The 14,944-nt window shown below is 67.5% G+C and carries 15 protein-coding genes and 1 tRNA gene; 9 read left to right on the top strand and 7 right to left on the bottom strand.

The features are described from left to right. The 6 genes from TW83_RS03670 to lpxB form a co-directional block, all read left to right on the top strand. Positions 1 to 916, top strand: a 916-nt coding sequence (locus TW83_RS03670) for a DUF4159 domain-containing protein (protein WP_045981421.1), incomplete at its 5' end; no start/stop codon positions are given. Next, positions 913 to 3,003: a membrane protein gene (locus tag TW83_RS03665; protein WP_045981420.1), complete on the top strand. Its 2,091-nt coding sequence runs from the start codon at positions 913 to 915 to the stop codon at positions 3,001 to 3,003. The genes TW83_RS03670 and TW83_RS03665, both read left to right, overlap by 4 nt. Positions 3,004 to 3,063: 60 nt before the next feature. After that, positions 3,064 to 3,540 (top strand): 3-hydroxyacyl-ACP dehydratase FabZ, encoded by a 477-nt coding sequence (gene fabZ / locus TW83_RS03660; RefSeq protein ID WP_045981419.1) that lies wholly within the window; start codon positions 3,064 to 3,066, stop codon positions 3,538 to 3,540. Beyond that, positions 3,533 to 4,321, top strand: a complete 789-nt coding sequence (gene lpxA / locus TW83_RS03655) for an acyl-ACP--UDP-N-acetylglucosamine O-acyltransferase (protein WP_045981418.1) — start codon at positions 3,533 to 3,535, stop codon at positions 4,319 to 4,321. The genes fabZ and lpxA overlap by 8 nt, the downstream gene beginning before the upstream one ends. Next, the gene (lpxI, locus tag TW83_RS03650; protein ID WP_045981417.1) at positions 4,318 to 5,127 is read left to right on the top strand and encodes a UDP-2,3-diacylglucosamine diphosphatase LpxI; all 810 of its coding nucleotides are present in this window, start codon (positions 4,318 to 4,320) and stop codon (positions 5,125 to 5,127) included. Before lpxA ends, lpxI begins: the two co-directional genes overlap by 4 nt. A 63-nt stretch (positions 5,128 to 5,190) precedes the next feature. Continuing rightward, positions 5,191 to 6,345, top strand: a complete 1,155-nt coding sequence (gene lpxB, locus TW83_RS03645; protein ID WP_045981416.1) for a lipid-A-disaccharide synthase — start codon at positions 5,191 to 5,193, stop codon at positions 6,343 to 6,345. Here lpxB and TW83_RS03640 read toward each other — a convergent pair. Further along, positions 6,329 to 6,676, bottom strand: coding sequence for a RidA family protein (locus TW83_RS03640; RefSeq protein WP_045981415.1), 348 nt, complete (start codon positions 6,674 to 6,676; stop codon positions 6,329 to 6,331). The two genes, lpxB and TW83_RS03640, sit on opposite strands and share 17 nt — an antisense overlap. Positions 6,677 to 6,775: 99 nt before the next feature. Here TW83_RS03640 and TW83_RS03635 point away from each other — a divergent pair, with 99 nt between their 5' ends. Next, positions 6,776 to 7,237: an MmcB family DNA repair protein gene (locus TW83_RS03635; protein ID WP_045981414.1), complete on the top strand. Its 462-nt coding sequence runs from the start codon at positions 6,776 to 6,778 to the stop codon at positions 7,235 to 7,237. Here TW83_RS03635 and TW83_RS03630 read toward each other — a convergent pair. Then, positions 7,218 to 7,433, bottom strand: a complete 216-nt coding sequence (locus tag TW83_RS03630) for a DUF6324 family protein (RefSeq protein WP_045981413.1) — start codon at positions 7,431 to 7,433, stop codon at positions 7,218 to 7,220. The genes TW83_RS03635 and TW83_RS03630 overlap by 20 nt on opposite strands. A gap of 100 nt (positions 7,434 to 7,533) precedes the next feature. Here TW83_RS03630 and TW83_RS03625 point away from each other — a divergent pair. Both TW83_RS03625 and TW83_RS03620 read left to right on the top strand, forming a co-directional pair. Further along, positions 7,534 to 7,610: transfer RNA gene (locus tag TW83_RS03625), tRNA-His, on the top strand. A 102-nt stretch (positions 7,611 to 7,712) separates the two neighbouring features. After that, positions 7,713 to 9,089: a GntP family permease gene (locus TW83_RS03620; RefSeq protein ID WP_045981412.1), complete on the top strand. Its 1,377-nt coding sequence runs from the start codon at positions 7,713 to 7,715 to the stop codon at positions 9,087 to 9,089. On the opposite strand, the gene TW83_RS03615 is transcribed toward TW83_RS03620, so the two are convergent. Genes TW83_RS03615 through oppB form a run of 5 tightly spaced genes read right to left on the bottom strand, consistent with a single transcriptional unit; the run spans position 9,086 to position 14,925 of the window. Then, positions 9,086 to 10,936, bottom strand: a complete 1,851-nt coding sequence (locus TW83_RS03615; RefSeq protein ID WP_045981411.1) for an ABC transporter ATP-binding protein — start codon at positions 10,934 to 10,936, stop codon at positions 9,086 to 9,088. The genes TW83_RS03620 and TW83_RS03615 overlap by 4 nt on opposite strands. A gap of 1 nt (position 10,937) precedes the next feature. Beyond that, the gene (locus tag TW83_RS03610; RefSeq protein WP_045981410.1) at positions 10,938 to 11,960 is read right to left on the bottom strand and encodes an oligopeptide/dipeptide ABC transporter ATP-binding protein; all 1,023 of its coding nucleotides are present in this window, start codon (positions 11,958 to 11,960) and stop codon (positions 10,938 to 10,940) included. Further along, the gene (locus tag TW83_RS03605; protein ID WP_084697239.1) at positions 11,957 to 13,069 is read right to left on the bottom strand and encodes an oligopeptide/dipeptide ABC transporter ATP-binding protein; all 1,113 of its coding nucleotides are present in this window, start codon (positions 13,067 to 13,069) and stop codon (positions 11,957 to 11,959) included. Before TW83_RS03605 ends, TW83_RS03610 begins: the two co-directional genes overlap by 4 nt. A 2-nt stretch (positions 13,070 to 13,071) precedes the next feature. Further along, positions 13,072 to 13,998 carry an ABC transporter permease subunit gene (locus TW83_RS03600; RefSeq protein WP_239441278.1) on the bottom strand — a complete coding sequence of 309 codons (927 nt, stop codon included), beginning with the start codon at positions 13,996 to 13,998 and terminating at the stop codon, positions 13,072 to 13,074. A gap of 3 nt (positions 13,999 to 14,001) precedes the next feature. Continuing rightward, positions 14,002 to 14,925, bottom strand: coding sequence for an oligopeptide ABC transporter permease OppB (oppB, locus tag TW83_RS03595; protein WP_045981409.1), 924 nt, complete (start codon positions 14,923 to 14,925; stop codon positions 14,002 to 14,004). Between the last annotated feature and the right edge of the window lie 19 nt (positions 14,926 to 14,944).

The following is a 14,944-nucleotide window of genomic DNA, read 5'->3' as shown; positions in this document are numbered from 1 at the left end:
GCTGCTGGCCGCGGTGGCGCTGCTGCTGGCGTTGGATGCCATCGGGTCGGCTTGGCTGGGGCGCGGACGCAGGCGAGGGGCCATGGCGGCGGTCGCGCTTGTTTTGGCGACGCTGCCGGGCCCGCGGGCGCAGGCGCAGGACCTGGACCCCGATCTGATGCGGGCCGCGGCCGACGTGGCGCTGGCCTATGTCGTGACGGGCGACGCGCGGATCGATCAGGCTTCCGAACAGGGTCTGACCGGGCTGTCGCAGGCGCTGCGCAGCCGCACCTCGGTCGAGCCGGGACAGCCGATCGGGATCGATTTGGACCAGGACGACCTGTCGCTGCTGACGTTCCTGTATTGGCCCATCACCGATGCACAGCCCGCGCCCGGACCGCAGGCCTATCTGCGGCTGAACGCCTTTCTGCGGTCGGGGGGAATGATCCTGTTCGACACCCGCGACGGCGACATCGCGGGTGTCGGCGGCCCCGACATGTCGCAGGCGCTGCGCCGCCTGGCCGCGCCGCTGGACATCCCACCCCTGGCGCCCATTCCCGATGATCACGTGCTGACGCGGACATTCTACCTGCTGGACGACTTTCCAGGCCGCTGGCAGGGCAATCCGGTCTGGGCCGAGGCCCCGACCGTCTCGTCCCAGGCCGAGGCCGGCGTGCCGTTCCGCCAGCTGAACGACGGCGTCAGCCCGGTCATCATCGGCGGCAATTCCTGGGCCGAGGCCTGGGCGGTCAACGCCGACGGCTATGCCGCCTATCCCATCGGACAGGGCTGGGAGGGTGACCGCCAGAGAGAGATGGCGGCCCGGTTCGGCGTGAACCTGGTGATGTACGTGCTGACCGGAAACTACAAATCCGACCAGGTGCATGTGCCCGCCCTGCTGGACCGCCTGCGAACCGAGGAGATCCTGGCACCATGACATCCCTGACCCAGCTGCGGTTCGACCCGGCCCTGCCGTGGTGGGCCATCGGCATGCTGGCCGCGCTGGCGGTGCTGGTCGCGGCCTTCGCACTGTGGCGCGGGCTGCGGGGCTGGGCATGGCGCGGCTTGGCGGGGCTGGCGGCTGCGCTGGCTCTGGCCGGGCCGGCGTTGGAACTGGGCACGCGTGCGGCCCTGTCCGACATCGTGATCCTGCTGGATGACCGCTCTGCCAGCCAGGCCCTGCCGGGGCGCGCCGCGCAGGTCGATCAGGCGGTGGACGACCTGTCCGCGGGCATCGCCGCATTGCCCGGCACCGACCTGCGTCGCGTGACCGTGGGCGACAGCGATGACGGCACGGCGCTGGCCACCGCCCTGTCGCGCGCCATCGCCGCCGAACCCGAGGCTCGGCTGGCCGGGGGGATCGCCGTCACCGATGGCCGCCTGCACGACCGGCAGATGCTGCCGCAGGGGATGGCGGCGCCGCTGCACGTGCTGCTGACCGGTGAGCCGCAGGACTGGGACCGCCGCCTGGTGATCGAGGAGGCCCCGGCCTTTGGCCTGATCGGGCAGGAGGTCACCATCCGCCTGCGCGTCGAGGATCAGGGCCTGGTCCCCGAGGCCAGCCGCACCGGCAGCGTCACCCTGCGACTGTCCGTGGACGGCGAGGACGAGCAGACCGTCGCCGTGCCCCTGAACACCAGCCTGTCCCTGCCGGTGACGCCCGGCCATGCCGGCCAGAACGTCGTGCAGATCGCGCTGGACGACGCACCCGGAGAGCTGACCGACCGCAACAATGCCGCCGCCATCAGCATCAACGGCGTGCGTGACCGCCTGCGTGTGCTGCTGGTATCCGGAGAGCCCCATGCGGGTGAGCGTACCTGGCGCAACCTGCTGAAATCGGACGCCGCGGTCGACCTGATCCATTTCACCATCCTGCGACCGCCCGACAAGTTCGACGGCGTCCCGGTGGACGAGCTGTCGCTGATCGCGTTTCCGACACGAGAGCTGTTCCTGGAGCGGATCGATGATTTCGACCTGATCATCTTTGACCGCTACAGCGTGCGGGGCATTCTGCCGCCCGAATACTACATGAACATCGCCCGATACGTCGAGGACGGCGGCGCGATCCTGGTGTCGGCCGGCCCCGAGATGGCGTCGGTCGAAAGCCTGAACCTGTCGCCTCTGGGGCCGATCCTGCCTGCGCGGCCCACCGGTCGCGTCATCGACCAGCCGTTCACGCCGCGCCTGACCGATGAGGGGCGGCGCCATCCGGTGACCGCGGGCCTGGGCGGCCCCGATCCCGAGGCGCCCGATTGGGGCCGCTGGCTGCGCCTGTCCGAGGTCACGCCCACAAGCGACGCCCAGGTCGCCATGACCGGGGCCGAGGACAAGCCGCTGCTTATCCTGGACCGGGTCGGAGAGGGGCGCGTCGCTTTGTTGACCTCGGACCAGGTCTGGCTGTGGGGGCGCGGGTTCGAGGGCGGCGGCCCGCAGCTGGAGCTGCTGCGCCGCATCGCCCACTGGTCGATGAAGGAGCCCGAGCTGGAGGAGGAAGCCCTGCTGGCGGATGTCCGCGACGGGCTGGCCGTGCGGTTCCCCCGCCGCACCATGCAGGACGGCGCCGGACCGCTGCAGGTCACCGCCCCCGACGGCACCGTGACCCAGGTTCCGCTGGCCGCCGACGGGCCGGGCCGCTTTGTCGCCGATTGGACAGCGCCCGAACCCGGGCTGTATCGTCTGGCCGATGGCGACATGCGCCGCGTTCTGGCCCTTGGCCCCGCAGCCCCCCGCGAGTTCGAGGAAACCGTGGCCGACGCGCCCCTGCTGGCGCCGCTGGTCGAGGCCAGCGGCGGGTCGGTTCGGCGTCTGTCCGACGGCGTGCCGGACCTGCGCCAGACGCGTGCGGGCCGGGCGGCCAGCGGCGATGGCCTGGGCGGCCCCTGGATCGGCGTCACCCCGCGCGATGCCGCGACCGTCACCGGCCTGGACCGCAAGCCGCTGCTGCCCGGATGGGCATGGCTGGCGCTGATCGCGGGGTTGATCCTGACCGGCTGGCTGGCCGAGGGGCGGCGCCGTCCCGCCTGACCCGCTTGCCATCCGGCCCCCCGGTTGGTAACCCCGACGAAACCGTCTCAAGGAACGCAAATGGCTGACGACACGCGCAATCCCGCCCCCTATACCGAGGCCGACCTGTCGCTGATCAAGCGGATCATCCCCCACCGGTATCCTTTCCTGTTCATCGACAAGGTGCGCGACATCGTCCCGTTCGAGAGTGCGGTGGGCATCAAGAACGTGACCAGCAACGAGCCGCATTTCCAGGGCCATTTCCCAAACCACCCGATCATGCCCGGCGTGACCATCATCGAGGCGATGGCCCAGACTGCGGCAGTCGTGGTGGGCATCAGCATGAACGTCATCGACGAGGAAATGCAGACCTATTTCATGGGCATCGACAACTGCAAGTTCCGCCGCATGGTCGTGCCGGGCGACGTTCTGGAGCTGCATTGCCGCGCCATCCGCGGCGGCGGCAAGATCTGGAAGTTCGAGGGCAAGGCCATGGTCGACGGCCAGCTGTGCGCGTCGGCGGAATACACCGCGATGATGGCCCGCAAGGATGGCTGATGCCCTGATCCACCCTTCGGCCGTGATCGAACCCGGCGCCCAGATCGGCGCAGGGGTGCGCATCGGCCCGTTCTGCGTGGTCGGACCCAAGGTCCGGCTGGCGGACGGGGTGGAGCTGAAATCCCATGTCGTCGTGACCGGCGACACCTCGGTGGGCGAGGGGACGGTGATCTTTCCCTTCGCAAGCATCGGAGAGGTTCCCCAGGACCTGAAGTTCAAGGGCGAGGACGTCCGCCTGCAGATCGGCGCCCGCAACCGCATCCGCGAATACGTGACGATGAACCCCGGCACCGCCGGCGGCGGCAGCGTCACCACCGTGGGCGATGACGGGCTGTTCATGGCGTCCAGCCATGTGGGCCACGACTGCCGGATCGGCGACCGGGTGATCCTGGCCAACAGCGTGGCCATCGCGGGCCATTGCGTGTTGGAGGATGACGTGATTGTGGGCGGGCTGTCGGGCGTGCATCAATGGGTCCGCATCGGCCGCGGCGCGATGATCGGGGCGGTGACGATGGTGACTGCCGACGTGATCCCCTATGGCCTGGTCCAAGGGCCGCGCGGGCATCTGGACGGTCTGAACCTGATCGGGCTGAAGCGCCGCGGCGCGACCCGGTCCGACATCGCGGCGCTGCGGTCCCTGCTGGGCGATCTGGGCCGCGGATCCTTCCGCGATACGGCCCGTACGCGTGCCGAGGCCCAGGTGACCGGCATGGAGCGCGATGTGCTGGACTTCATCCTTGGCCCGTCCGACCGCAGCTTTCTGGCGCCCAAACCTGAATGAGCCGCATCGCCATCATCGCAGGGCAGGGCGCCCTGGCCCCGGCCGTTGCTGCCTGCTTGGACGATCCGTTGGTCTTCGCCTTGCCGGGCTTTGCCCCGGACGGCCTGACCGCCACGACGTTCCAGCTGGAACGCCTGGTGCCGTTCCTGGATGATCTGCATGCCAAAGGAGTGACCCGCGTGGTCTTTGCCGGCGCGATCCGGCGACCGCGGCTGGACCCCGAGGCGTTCGACCCGCGGACCGCGCAGCTTGTCCCCCGCATCCTGACCGCGATGCAGTCGGGCGATGACGCGGCACTGCGAACGGTCCTCGACATTTTCGAGGAGAATGACCTTACGGTTTGTTCCGTTAGTGAAATTGCGCCTGACCTTATCCCGGCGGAAGGCATCCTGACCGGAGAGCCGACCGATGCAGACCGCAGGGACGCGGGCCGGGCCGCGCGGATCCTGGCCCAGACCGGGCCGCTGGACCTGGGCCAAGGGGCGGTCGTTGCGCAGGGCCTGTGTCTGGCATTGGAAACGCTGCCTGGCACTGCCGCGATGCTGGATTTCGCCGCGCGCCATGCCGACCTGCGCCCCAATCCCAAAGGCGCCCGCGGCGTCCTCTACAAGGCGCCGAAGCCGGGACAGGATCTGCGCATCGACCTGCCGACCCTTGGGCCCGACACGGTGGATCAGGCCGTATCGGCGGGACTTGCCGGCATTGCCTGGGCGGCGGGACAGGTGATCCTTCTGGACCGCCCGGAAATGGTGCGCCGTGCACAGGCGGCGGGCCTGTTCCTGTGGGCGGCAGGCGGGCTGGACTGAAAAGGCTGGTCCTTTCGCCTCCGTCCCAATACCCATGACTAGGCAGCAAGAAGGCGGCACGGCATGCGTTATTTCCTGATCGCGGGCGAGGCTTCGGGCGACCAGTTGGGCGCCGCGCTGATGGCGGGACTGCGTCAGCTTGATCCGCAGGCAGAGTTCCTGGGCGTCGGCGGCCCCGCCATGACCCCCCTTGGCCTGACCAGCCTGTTCCCCATGGACGAGCTGTCGATCATGGGCATCTGGGAGGTTCTTCCCAAATACCGCCACCTGAAACGCCGCATCGCGCAGACCGCGCAGTCGGTCATCGATGCCGCCCCCGACGTCCTGATCACCATCGACAGTCCTGATTTCGGCCTGCGCGTCGCACGTCTGGTCCGTGTGCAGCGTCCCGACCTGCGGACGGTGCATTACGTCGCGCCCTCTGTCTGGGCCTGGCGGCCGGGGCGGGCGCTGAAGATGGCGCAGGTGATCGATCACGTGCTGGCGATCCTGCCGTTCGAACCGCCGCTGATGCAGGCCGCGGGCATGACATGCGATTTCGTGGGTCATCCCGTCGCCACCGCCGACGTGGCAGGCCCGGACGACGCGCAGCTGTTCCGCAATGCCCACAGCATCGCGCCCGACGCGCCGGTGGTCCTGTGCCTGCCCGGTTCGCGCCGCGGAGAGGTCACCCGCCTTGGCCCGCGCTTTGACGAGGCGTTGATCCGGCTGCGGGACCGCGTGCCCGAAGTCCGCGTGGTGCTGCCGACGGTTCCGGGCGTGTCCGGGATGGTCCGCGACATGATCCGCCGCTGGCCCACAGCCCCCATCGTGATCGAGGAGCCGGACGAGAAGCGTGCCGCCTTTGCCGCCGCCGATCTGGCGCTGGCGGCGTCGGGGACCGTCAGCCTGGAACTGGCGGCCAACCGCATTCCGATGGTCATCGGCTATGACATGGCGCCGCTGTCGCGCCTGATCGTGGGGGCGCTGCTGCGCACCGACACCGTCACACTGGTCAACCTGGTCAGCGAGACGCGCGCCGTGCCCGAGTTCCTGGGCAGCCGCTGCCAGCCGGGCCCCATGGCGCAGGCGCTGCAGGACGCGCTGGAGAACCGTGCAAAGCGGGGTGCCCAGCTGGATGCCATGGACCTGACCATGGACCGCTTGGGAAAGGGGGGAGAGGCGCCGGGCCTGCGCGCGGCGCGCTCTGTCCTTCAGGCGATCACAGGACCGCGGTGACGATGATCTCGACCGCGTAGTCGGGGGTCGCCAGCGCGGATTCGCCGGTGGCGCGCGCGGGCGTGTGGCCCTGGGGCACCCAGGCATCCCAGACGGCGTTCATCTCGGCGAATTTCGCCATGTCGGCCATCCAGATCTGGGCAGAGACGATGCGGGTCTTGTCGGTCCCGGCCTGCGCCAGCAGCGCGTCGATCTGGTTCAGGATCGCGGTGGTCTGGTCCGTGACCGAGGTGCCTGGTTCTCCGACCTGGCCTGCCAGAAAGACGAAGCCGTTGGCGATGACCGCCTGGCTCATCCGCGGGCCGGTTTCCAGACGCTTGATATCGGTCATGATGCACTCCTTTGGCGATATGCGCGCGGACGCTATACGGGGGGCGCGGGGGCGGCAAGGCGGGTTGCGGACGTTCCGGTTGCGTTCTATCCTGCGCCCATGTCCGACCTGTCCCCCTTGCCCGCCATGCCCGGCCAGCGCCTTGCGCGTGGCACTGGGCGGCTGCTGCGCAGCCTCGATCACGCGGTGCTGACCGAGTTCACCCCCGCCCGGGGCCTGCGCGTCGACCTGATCAGCCTTGGCCCCAAGGGAGAGCTGTGGGTCGTCGAATGCAAAAGCTGTCGCGCCGATTTTCAGGCCGACCGCAAGTGGCAGGGGTACCTTGACTGGTGCGACCGGTATTTCTGGGCGGTCGACTGCGACTTTCCGACCGATCTGCTGCCCGATGACACCGGCCTGATCCATGCCGATGCCTTCGGCGCCGAGATCACCCGCATGGCCCCCGAACATCGCCTGTCGGGTCCGCGCCGCACCAAGGTGCAGCGCGACTTTGCGCGGGCCGCAGCCCTGCGGTTGCAGGTGATGTGCGACCCGGGCGCGCTTATCGCCGGGGCTTCTTAGGCTTGCCGCCCTGTGCCATGGCGCGGGCGGCCTCTGCCGCGGCCATCAGTTCTTCGGCGATCTCGGTCGCCTCCTCGGGGTCGAAATCCATCGGCAGGTCCACGCCCTCTCCCTGCACATAGATCCGCACCATCCCAAGGTCGGTCGGGCCGATCTGGATGTTCGCGGTGATGTTGCTTTCGCTGTTGATGCCCATGGCTTGTCCTTTCGCGGTGAAACTTTCTGTATCGCGGACGCAATTTCACGGCAAGCGGGGCTTGCAACCCAGCTGACACGGGGCTAAAGAACCGCCCTGTGCCGCCTTAGCTCAGTTGGTTAGAGCGCTAGATTGTGGATCTAGAGGTCCCCCGTTCAAGCCGGGGAGGCGGTACCACCTTTCCCCAGCATCCGGCCACTTTCTGCACTGCAGCATCTTGCGCAGCGCGTCCCGCGCGTGAGACCATGCACGCCATTGCAACCGGGAGAGGGACGCCGCATGGGCCTGCTGGGAATATTTCTGTCGCTGATACTGCTGATGTATCTGGCCTATCGCGGGATCAACGTGCTGATCCTGGCGCCACTGTTGGCGCTGCTGGCGGTGGTGATGTCCGGGGACCTGCCGGTTCTGGCGACCTATACCCAGGTCTTCATGAATTCGCTTGGCGGCTATGTCATCACCTACTTCCCGCTGTTCCTGCTGGGCGCGATCTTCGGCAAGGTCATGGCCGACAGCGGTGCCGCGCGATCGATCGCGGAATGGATCGTCGACAGGCTGGGCGCTCAGCGCGCCGTGCTGGCGGTCGTCCTGTCCTGCGGCGTGCTGACCTTCGGCGGGGTGTCGCTGTTCGTGGTGGCCTTTGCCGTCTATCCCATCGCCAATGCGCTGTTCCGCCGCGCCGACATCCCCAAGCGCCTGCTGCCCGCGGCCATCGCGCTTGGGTCGTTCACCTTCACCATGACCGCATTCCCGGGCACGCCCGCGATCCAGAACGCCATTCCGATGCCGTTCTTCGGCACGAACGTGTTTGCGGCGCCGCTGCTGGGCACGTTGGCCGGGGTCATCATGCTGGCGGGCGGCACGATGTGGCTGAACCGCCGCGCCCGCGCCGCAGGAGCCGAGGGCTATGGCGATCACCCCGTCACTGCCGCAGACGCGACCCTGCCCGAGGATGCGGACCTGCCGCCCTTCGCGCTGGCGATCCTGCCTGTGGTGTCGGTGATCGTCCTGAACGCGGTCCTGACCTGGTTCGTCTTCCCGAACATGTCCGCGGACTATCTGGCCGAACCGCGCTATGGAGAGACGACCCTGTCCTCGGTCGCAGGCATCTGGGCGATCATCGTGTCGCTGGTCGCGTCGATCCTGCTGGCCGTCGGCCTGAACCTGCGCCGCTTTGCCAACCTGCGCGAGAGTGTCAATTCCGGCACGATGGGGTCGCTGCTGCCGATCTTCAACACCGCATCCGAAGTGGGCTATGGCGCGGTCATCGCATCCTTGCCGGCCTTCGCGCTGATCCGCGACGGGGTGCTGGGCCTGTTCCCGAACAACCCGGTGGCGTCGCTGTCGGTGGCGGTGAACGTGCTGGCCGGCATCACCGGATCCGCCTCGGGCGGCATGTCCATCGCGCTGAACACGCTTGGCGAACAGTTCGCCACGATGGGCCAAGAACAGGGGATCAGCATGGAGCTGATGCACCGCGTCACGGCGCTGTCCTCGGGCGGGTTCGACGCGCTGCCGCATAACGGCGCGGTCATCACGCTGCTGGCCATCACCGGGCTGACCCACAAGAAAAGCTATCCAGACATCTTCGTGGTCGCGGTGCTGATCCCGGTCATCGCGCTGATCACGGTGATCGTGCTGGGGACCGTGCTTTAACGGTACCCCTGCGCCTGTAGCTCAAACAGTTCCTTGTAGCGGCCGGGCCGGGCGACCAGCTCGGCGTGGCTGCCCTGATCCTGGACGCGGCCGCCCTCCAGCACGATGATCCGGTCGGCCATCCGCACGGATGAGAAGCGATGAGAGATCAGCAGCGCCGTCCGCCCCTGCGTCAGATCGCGGAACCGCAAGAAGACCTCGTATTCCGCCCGCGCGTCCAGCGCGGCGGTGGGCTCGTCCAGCACCAACAGCTGCGCATCGCGCATATAGGCACGCGCGATCGCCAGCTTCTGCCACTCGCCCCCCGACAGGTCCAAGCCGCGGGCGAACCGCTTGCCGACCATCTGGTCATAGCCCTTGGGCAGCTTGGCGATGACCTGATCGGCCAGGGACCGTTCGGCCGCCGTCACGATGCGGGGGCGGTCGTCGCGCGCGTCGATCCGGCCGATGGCGATGTTTTCCGCCGCGGTCACCGCATAGCGGACGAAGTCCTGAAAGATCACGCCCACGGTGCCGCGCAGCTGGTCCAGGTCATAGCTGCGCAGGTCGCGCCCATCCAGCGTGATGCGGCCATCGTCCGGGTCATACAGACGCGCCAGCAGCTTGACGATGGTCGTCTTGCCCGCGCCGTTCTCTCCGACCAGAGCGACCGTCTCTCCGGCGCGCAGCTCCAGCGTCATGCCGCGGATCGCCCAATCCTCGCGGCCCGGATAGCGGAAGCCCACATTCTCGAACCGGAACCCCTGCGCGATGGGCACCGGCACCGGCAGCGGATCGGCGGGGCTGGCAATGGCCGGGCGGGCGGTGAAGAAATCGAACAGGTCGTCCAGATACATGGCCTGACCCGCCATGCTGGAGAACCCCGACAGCAGCCCCTCCAGCAAACCGCGCAGGCGCAGGAAGCTGCCCGACAGGAACGTCAGATCGCCGATCGACAGCTGCCCCGTCAGCGTGCGCGCGATGATCCATAGAAAGGCCGCGTAATAGGCCAGCGTGCCAAGCGCGGTCAGCACCGCCATCACCGACAGCTGGCGGCGCTGGATCACCCGGTTCTCCAGGTAGAACCGCCGGGCCAGGGTCAGATATCTGTCGCGCAGCCAAGGGCTTAGGCTGAAGATCTTAACCTCTTTCGCGGTCTCGGCGGTGGCTGCGATCATGCGCAGATAGTCGCGTTCGCGCCGGTCCGCCGCGCGGGCGTGGTTCAGCGCATAGGTGCGGGCGTTGAAATGCATCTCTCCCATCAGGGACGGGATCAGCGCCAGCGCGAGCAGCACCACCAGCCACGGGTTATAGACCACCAGACCCACGCCAAAGCTGATGACGGTGACGCTGTCCTGCATCTGCTGCATCAGCTGGTTCAGCAGGGGGATGCGCCCCATCGTCTGACGCCGCGCGCGGTCCAGGCGGTCCTGAAAGCTTGCATCCTCGAAGGAGGCTAGGTCCAGATCTGCCGCGTGGTCCATCAGCCGGATCGAGATATCGATGACCAGCTTTTCCTGCAGCAGCGCATCGACATAGGCGACCAGCCGCCCCAGCACGTCCTGTGCGATCGCCAGCGCCAGTTCCAGTGCCACCAGCCCGATCAGCGGATGCGCCAGACCGCTTTCCCACCAGCCCGCCAGCGTGTCCGGACCACCCGCGGCCGACAGGGCCACGACCTGGTCGATGATCAGCTTGCCCACCCACAGCATCGCGACCGGCATCAGCGCCCGCATCAGGCGCAGCGCCACCATGGCCAACGTCAGCGCGGGGCTGGCCCGCCAGACCATGACCAGAAAGGGCGGGATGTTCTTCAGCGCCGCCCAACGCGCCGCATAATCGGGGGATGCGGGCGCGTCGGGCGGCATATCAGGCGGCCTCGGTCCGGCGGGCGTGGGCGATCTCGGCCTCGGTCAGGGGGCCGGGGAAATGGCACGCGACCTGATGGTCGCCGACCGTCAGCTGCGGCACCGACGCCGCGCATTCAGCCTTCGCCCGCGGACAGCGCGTCCGGAACACGCAGCCCGAGGGCGGGTTCATGGGCGAGGGCAGGTCGCCCGCCAGCGGCACGATGGTCTTGGCGGTCTCGATCGTCGGATCGGGGACCGGCACGGCCGACAGCAGCGCCTGCGTATAGGGGTGCTGGGGGTTGGCATACAGCGCCTGCACCGGACCCATCTCCATCACCTTGCCCAGATATAGCACCATCACCCGGTCGCTGATATGTTTCACCACCGACAGGTCATGCGCAATGAAGATCAGCGCCAGTCCCAGATCCTTTTGCAGCCGGATCAGCAGGTTGATCACCTGTGCCTGGATCGACACGTCCAGCGCGGACACCGGCTCATCGCAGATGATCAGCTTGGGCTCAACGATCAGGGCGCGCGCGATGCCGATGCGCTGGCACTGGCCGCCGCTGAATTCATGGGGATAGCGGTTGATCTGGTTGGGCAGCAGGCCGACCTTTTCCATCATCGCCTTGACGCGTTCACGCACGTCAGCGCGGGGCAGGTCGGGGCGGTGCGTGGTCAGGGGTTCGGCGATGATCTGGCCCACGGTCATGCGCGGGTTCAGGCTGGCCAGAGGGTCCTGGAACACCATCTGGATGTCCTGGCGATAGGCCATCATCTGCCGGGGTGTCAGCGCCAGAAGGTCCTTGCCGTCGATCCATTCAGCCTGTCCCGTGGCCGGGACCAGCCCGATCAGGGCGCGGGCCAAGGTCGATTTTCCGCAGCCGGATTCGCCTACCACGCCCAGGGTCTCTCCGGGCGCCAGGGCGAAATCGACGCCGTTCACCGCGCGCAGCGGGTTGGGTCGCGTCCAGGGCATCGCGCCTTCGGGGCGGATCTGGAAGGTCACGCGCAGGTCGCGCACGCTCAGAAGATCGCTCATGGCTTGGCCTCCGATCCGGGGGTCTGGGTGGCGCCGGCCGCACCGGCACCGGCGACGGCGCCCTCGGGCAGGTGGTCGTCCGTCGGCAGGGTGTCACCAGCGGCGACCAGGTCGGGCTGCGGGTCGTCGATCATGCGCCGGGCCAGCACCTCGGCCACGGGGGCGTGGCAGGCACGGGCGCGGCCGGGGGCGAAGACCTCCAGGGCTGGGTCGATGCTGGCACAGCCTTCGCGGCGATAGGGGCAGCGCGGCTCGAACGCGCAGCCCGAGGGCGGGCGGCTCATGTTCGGGGGCTGGCCGGGGATGGCGCGCAGGTCCTCATCGTCCTGATCGACACGCGGGATCGCGTCCAGAAGGCCCTGGGTATAGGGATGCGTCGGTTCGGCAAAGATCGGGCGCACCGGCCCGGTCTCACGGATGCGGCCGCCATACATGACCGCGACCCGTTCGCATGACCCCGCGACCACGCCCAGATCATGGGTGATCAAGATCATCGCCATGCCGAAATCGCGTTGCAGGTCCGACAGCAGTGCCATGATCTGCGCCTGCACGGTCACGTCCAGCGCGGTCGTGGGCTCATCCGCGATCAACAACTTGGGTCGGCACAGCAGCGCCATGGCGATCATCACCCGCTGCCGCATGCCGCCCGAAAATTCGTGCGGATAAAGCCGCACGCGCCCCTTGGCGTCGGGGATCTTGACGGCGTCCAGCATCTGCACGGCCTGCGCGACGGCATCGCGTTTCGACAGGCCCTTGTGCAGCGTCAGCACCTCGGCCATCTGGTCGGCCACCCGCATATAGGGGTTCAGCGAGGTCATCGGATCCTGGAAGATCATGGCGATCTGTTCGGCGCGGATGCGGTTCAGCACCTTTGGCGGGGCGTTCAGGATCTGCTGCCCGTCGAACAGGACGCTGCCCGAGGCGCGGCCGTTGCGCGCCAAAAGGCCCATGATCGCGAAGGACAGCTGCGACTTGCCGCTGCCGGATTCTCCGACGATGCCCAGGGTCTCGCCCGCATCGACGGACAGGGTCACGTCGTTGACGGCCCGCACCGCGGCATCGTTGGTCTGGAAGCGGACCGACAGGTCACGCAGTTCGAGAAGGGCCATGATTACCGCTCCTTGGGGTCGAGGGCGTCACGCAGGCCGTCGCCCACGAAGAAGAAGCCGAACAGCGTGATCACAAAGAAGAACAGCGGAAAGGCCAGCTGCCACAGCGTGCCATAGTTCATCGTGCCCGCCCCTTCGGAAATCAACGCGCCCCAACTGGTCAGGGGTTCCTGAACGCCCAGACCCAGGAAGCTGATGAAGCTTTCCGTCAGGATCATCAGCGGCACCAGCAGCGTCGCATAGACCGCCACCACGCCCAGCAGGTTCGGCACGATATGGCGGACGATGATGCGGAAGGACGACACGCCGGTGGCGCGCGCGGCCTCGATGAATTCTCGGTTCTTGAGGCTAAGCGTCTGACCGCGAACGATTCGGCTCATATCCAGCCAAGAGATCAGGCCGATGCCCAGGAACAGCATCGACATCGACCGCCCGAACATGACCAGCAGCAGGATCAGCACGAACATGTAGGGGATCGACATCAGGATATCGACCGTCCGCATCATGATCTGGTCGGTGCGCCCGCCGACATATCCCGCGGTCGCGCCATAGAGCGTGCCAACGATGACGGCGATGGCAGCACCCACGACGCCGACCATCAGGCTGATGCGCGTGCCTTGCACGACGCGTGCATACAGGTCGCGGCCCAGGTTGTCGGTGCCGAAGAAGTGCCCGTTTTCCATCGACGGCTGACCCATCTGGGCGACCTGGCCCATGACGCTGAAATCCAGCTCCTCGTTAGACCATTGCGCGGCATAGCCGCCGAAGATCGCGAACAGTGACACCAGCATCAGGATCGTCAGGCCCAGCATCGCGGCCTTGTTGCGGAAGAAGCGACGGCGCGCGTCGGCCCAGGGGCTGCGGCCGCGGACCTCTGCCTCGACGAAACGGTCGGACAGGGACTGCATCTTGGATTGATCGATGACCATGACCTAGTACCTGATCTTGGGGTCGATCCATGCGTAAAGCACGTCGACGATGAGGTTGAAGAGGATGGTCAGCGCGCCCACCAGGATAGTAACGCCCATCATCACGGCATAATCGCGGTTCAGCGCGCTGTCCACGAAGGCCTTGCCGATGCCGCCGGTCGAGAAATAGATGTCGATCACCACCGATCCGGTGATCATCGACACGAAGACCGGCCCCAGATAGCTGATCACCGGCAGCATCGCGGGTTTCAGCGCGTGGCGGATGATGACGCGGTGTTCGGGCATCCCCTTTGCCCGCGCCGTGCGGATGTGGTTCGACCCCAGCACCTCCAGCATCGACGACCGGGTGATCCGCGCGATCGACGCCATGTAGCTGGTCGACAGCGCGATTACCGGCATGATCCAGAAGCTGGGATTGCTGAACGACCAGCCCCCGCCCGGCAGTAGGCCGTACCACAAGGTCAGGACCAGCACCAACAGGGGCGCCATCACGAAGTTCGGCAGCACCTGCGCGCCGATAGACACGCCCACGGCCAGATAGTCGACCCAGCTGTTGTGCCAGATCGCCGCCACAACGCCCAGGGCCACGCCCACGACGACGGCTGCCACGAAGGACAGCCCGCCATAGGTCAGCGTCACCGGGAATCCGCTGGCGATCAGCTGGTTCACGGTGCGGTCGGGATAGACGAAGCTGGGACCGAAGTCGAAATGCACGACTACGTTGACCAGATAATTCCAGATCTGCAGCCACAGCGGGTCGTTCAGACCGTACTGCGCCTCCAAGTTGGCAAGGACGGCCGGGGGCAGGGCGCGTTCGCCCGTGAAAGGTCCGCCCGGTGCGATCTGCATCAGGACGAAGGAGAAGACGATCAGCAGAAGCAGCGTGGGTATCGCCACCGCCAGCCGTCGCAGGATGAATGCGAACATCGCGTGGGGCCTTCCCTGC

The organism is Paracoccus sp. S4493 (assembly GCF_000967735.1).
GTDB lineage: Bacteria > Pseudomonadota > Alphaproteobacteria > Rhodobacterales > Rhodobacteraceae > Paracoccus > Paracoccus marcusii.
Note: the sequence above shows the minus strand (reverse complement) of the source record. Positions and strands in the feature narration are given on the sequence as shown.

Bases quoted from the DNA above. Each gene is read 5' to 3' on its own strand.
- TW83_RS03640 (WP_045981415.1), bottom strand. From the start codon at position 6,676: ATGACCGATATCAAGCGTCTGGAAACCGGCCCGCGGATGAGCCAGGCG.
- lpxB (WP_045981416.1), top strand. From the start codon at position 5,191: ATGCGTTATTTCCTGATCGCGGGCGAGGCTTCGGGCGACCAGTTGGGC.
- TW83_RS03600 (WP_239441278.1), bottom strand. From the start codon at position 13,998: ATGGTCATCGATCAATCCAAGATGCAGTCCCTGTCCGACCGTTTCGTC.
- fabZ (WP_045981419.1), top strand. From the start codon at position 3,064: ATGGCTGACGACACGCGCAATCCCGCCCCCTATACCGAGGCCGACCTG.
- TW83_RS03665 (WP_045981420.1), top strand. From the start codon at position 913: ATGACATCCCTGACCCAGCTGCGGTTCGACCCGGCCCTGCCGTGGTGG.
- TW83_RS03635 (WP_045981414.1), top strand. From the start codon at position 6,776: ATGTCCGACCTGTCCCCCTTGCCCGCCATGCCCGGCCAGCGCCTTGCG.
- oppB (WP_045981409.1), bottom strand. From the start codon at position 14,925: ATGTTCGCATTCATCCTGCGACGGCTGGCGGTGGCGATACCCACGCTG.
- lpxI (WP_045981417.1), top strand. From the start codon at position 4,318: ATGAGCCGCATCGCCATCATCGCAGGGCAGGGCGCCCTGGCCCCGGCC.
- TW83_RS03620 (WP_045981412.1), top strand. From the start codon at position 7,713: ATGGGCCTGCTGGGAATATTTCTGTCGCTGATACTGCTGATGTATCTG.
- TW83_RS03630 (WP_045981413.1), bottom strand. From the start codon at position 7,433: ATGGGCATCAACAGCGAAAGCAACATCACCGCGAACATCCAGATCGGC.
- TW83_RS03605 (WP_084697239.1), bottom strand. From the start codon at position 13,069: ATGGCCCTTCTCGAACTGCGTGACCTGTCGGTCCGCTTCCAGACCAAC.
- TW83_RS03610 (WP_045981410.1), bottom strand. From the start codon at position 11,960: ATGAGCGATCTTCTGAGCGTGCGCGACCTGCGCGTGACCTTCCAGATC.
- TW83_RS03615 (WP_045981411.1), bottom strand. From the start codon at position 10,936: ATGCCGCCCGACGCGCCCGCATCCCCCGATTATGCGGCGCGTTGGGCG.
- lpxA (WP_045981418.1), top strand. From the start codon at position 3,533: ATGGCTGATGCCCTGATCCACCCTTCGGCCGTGATCGAACCCGGCGCC.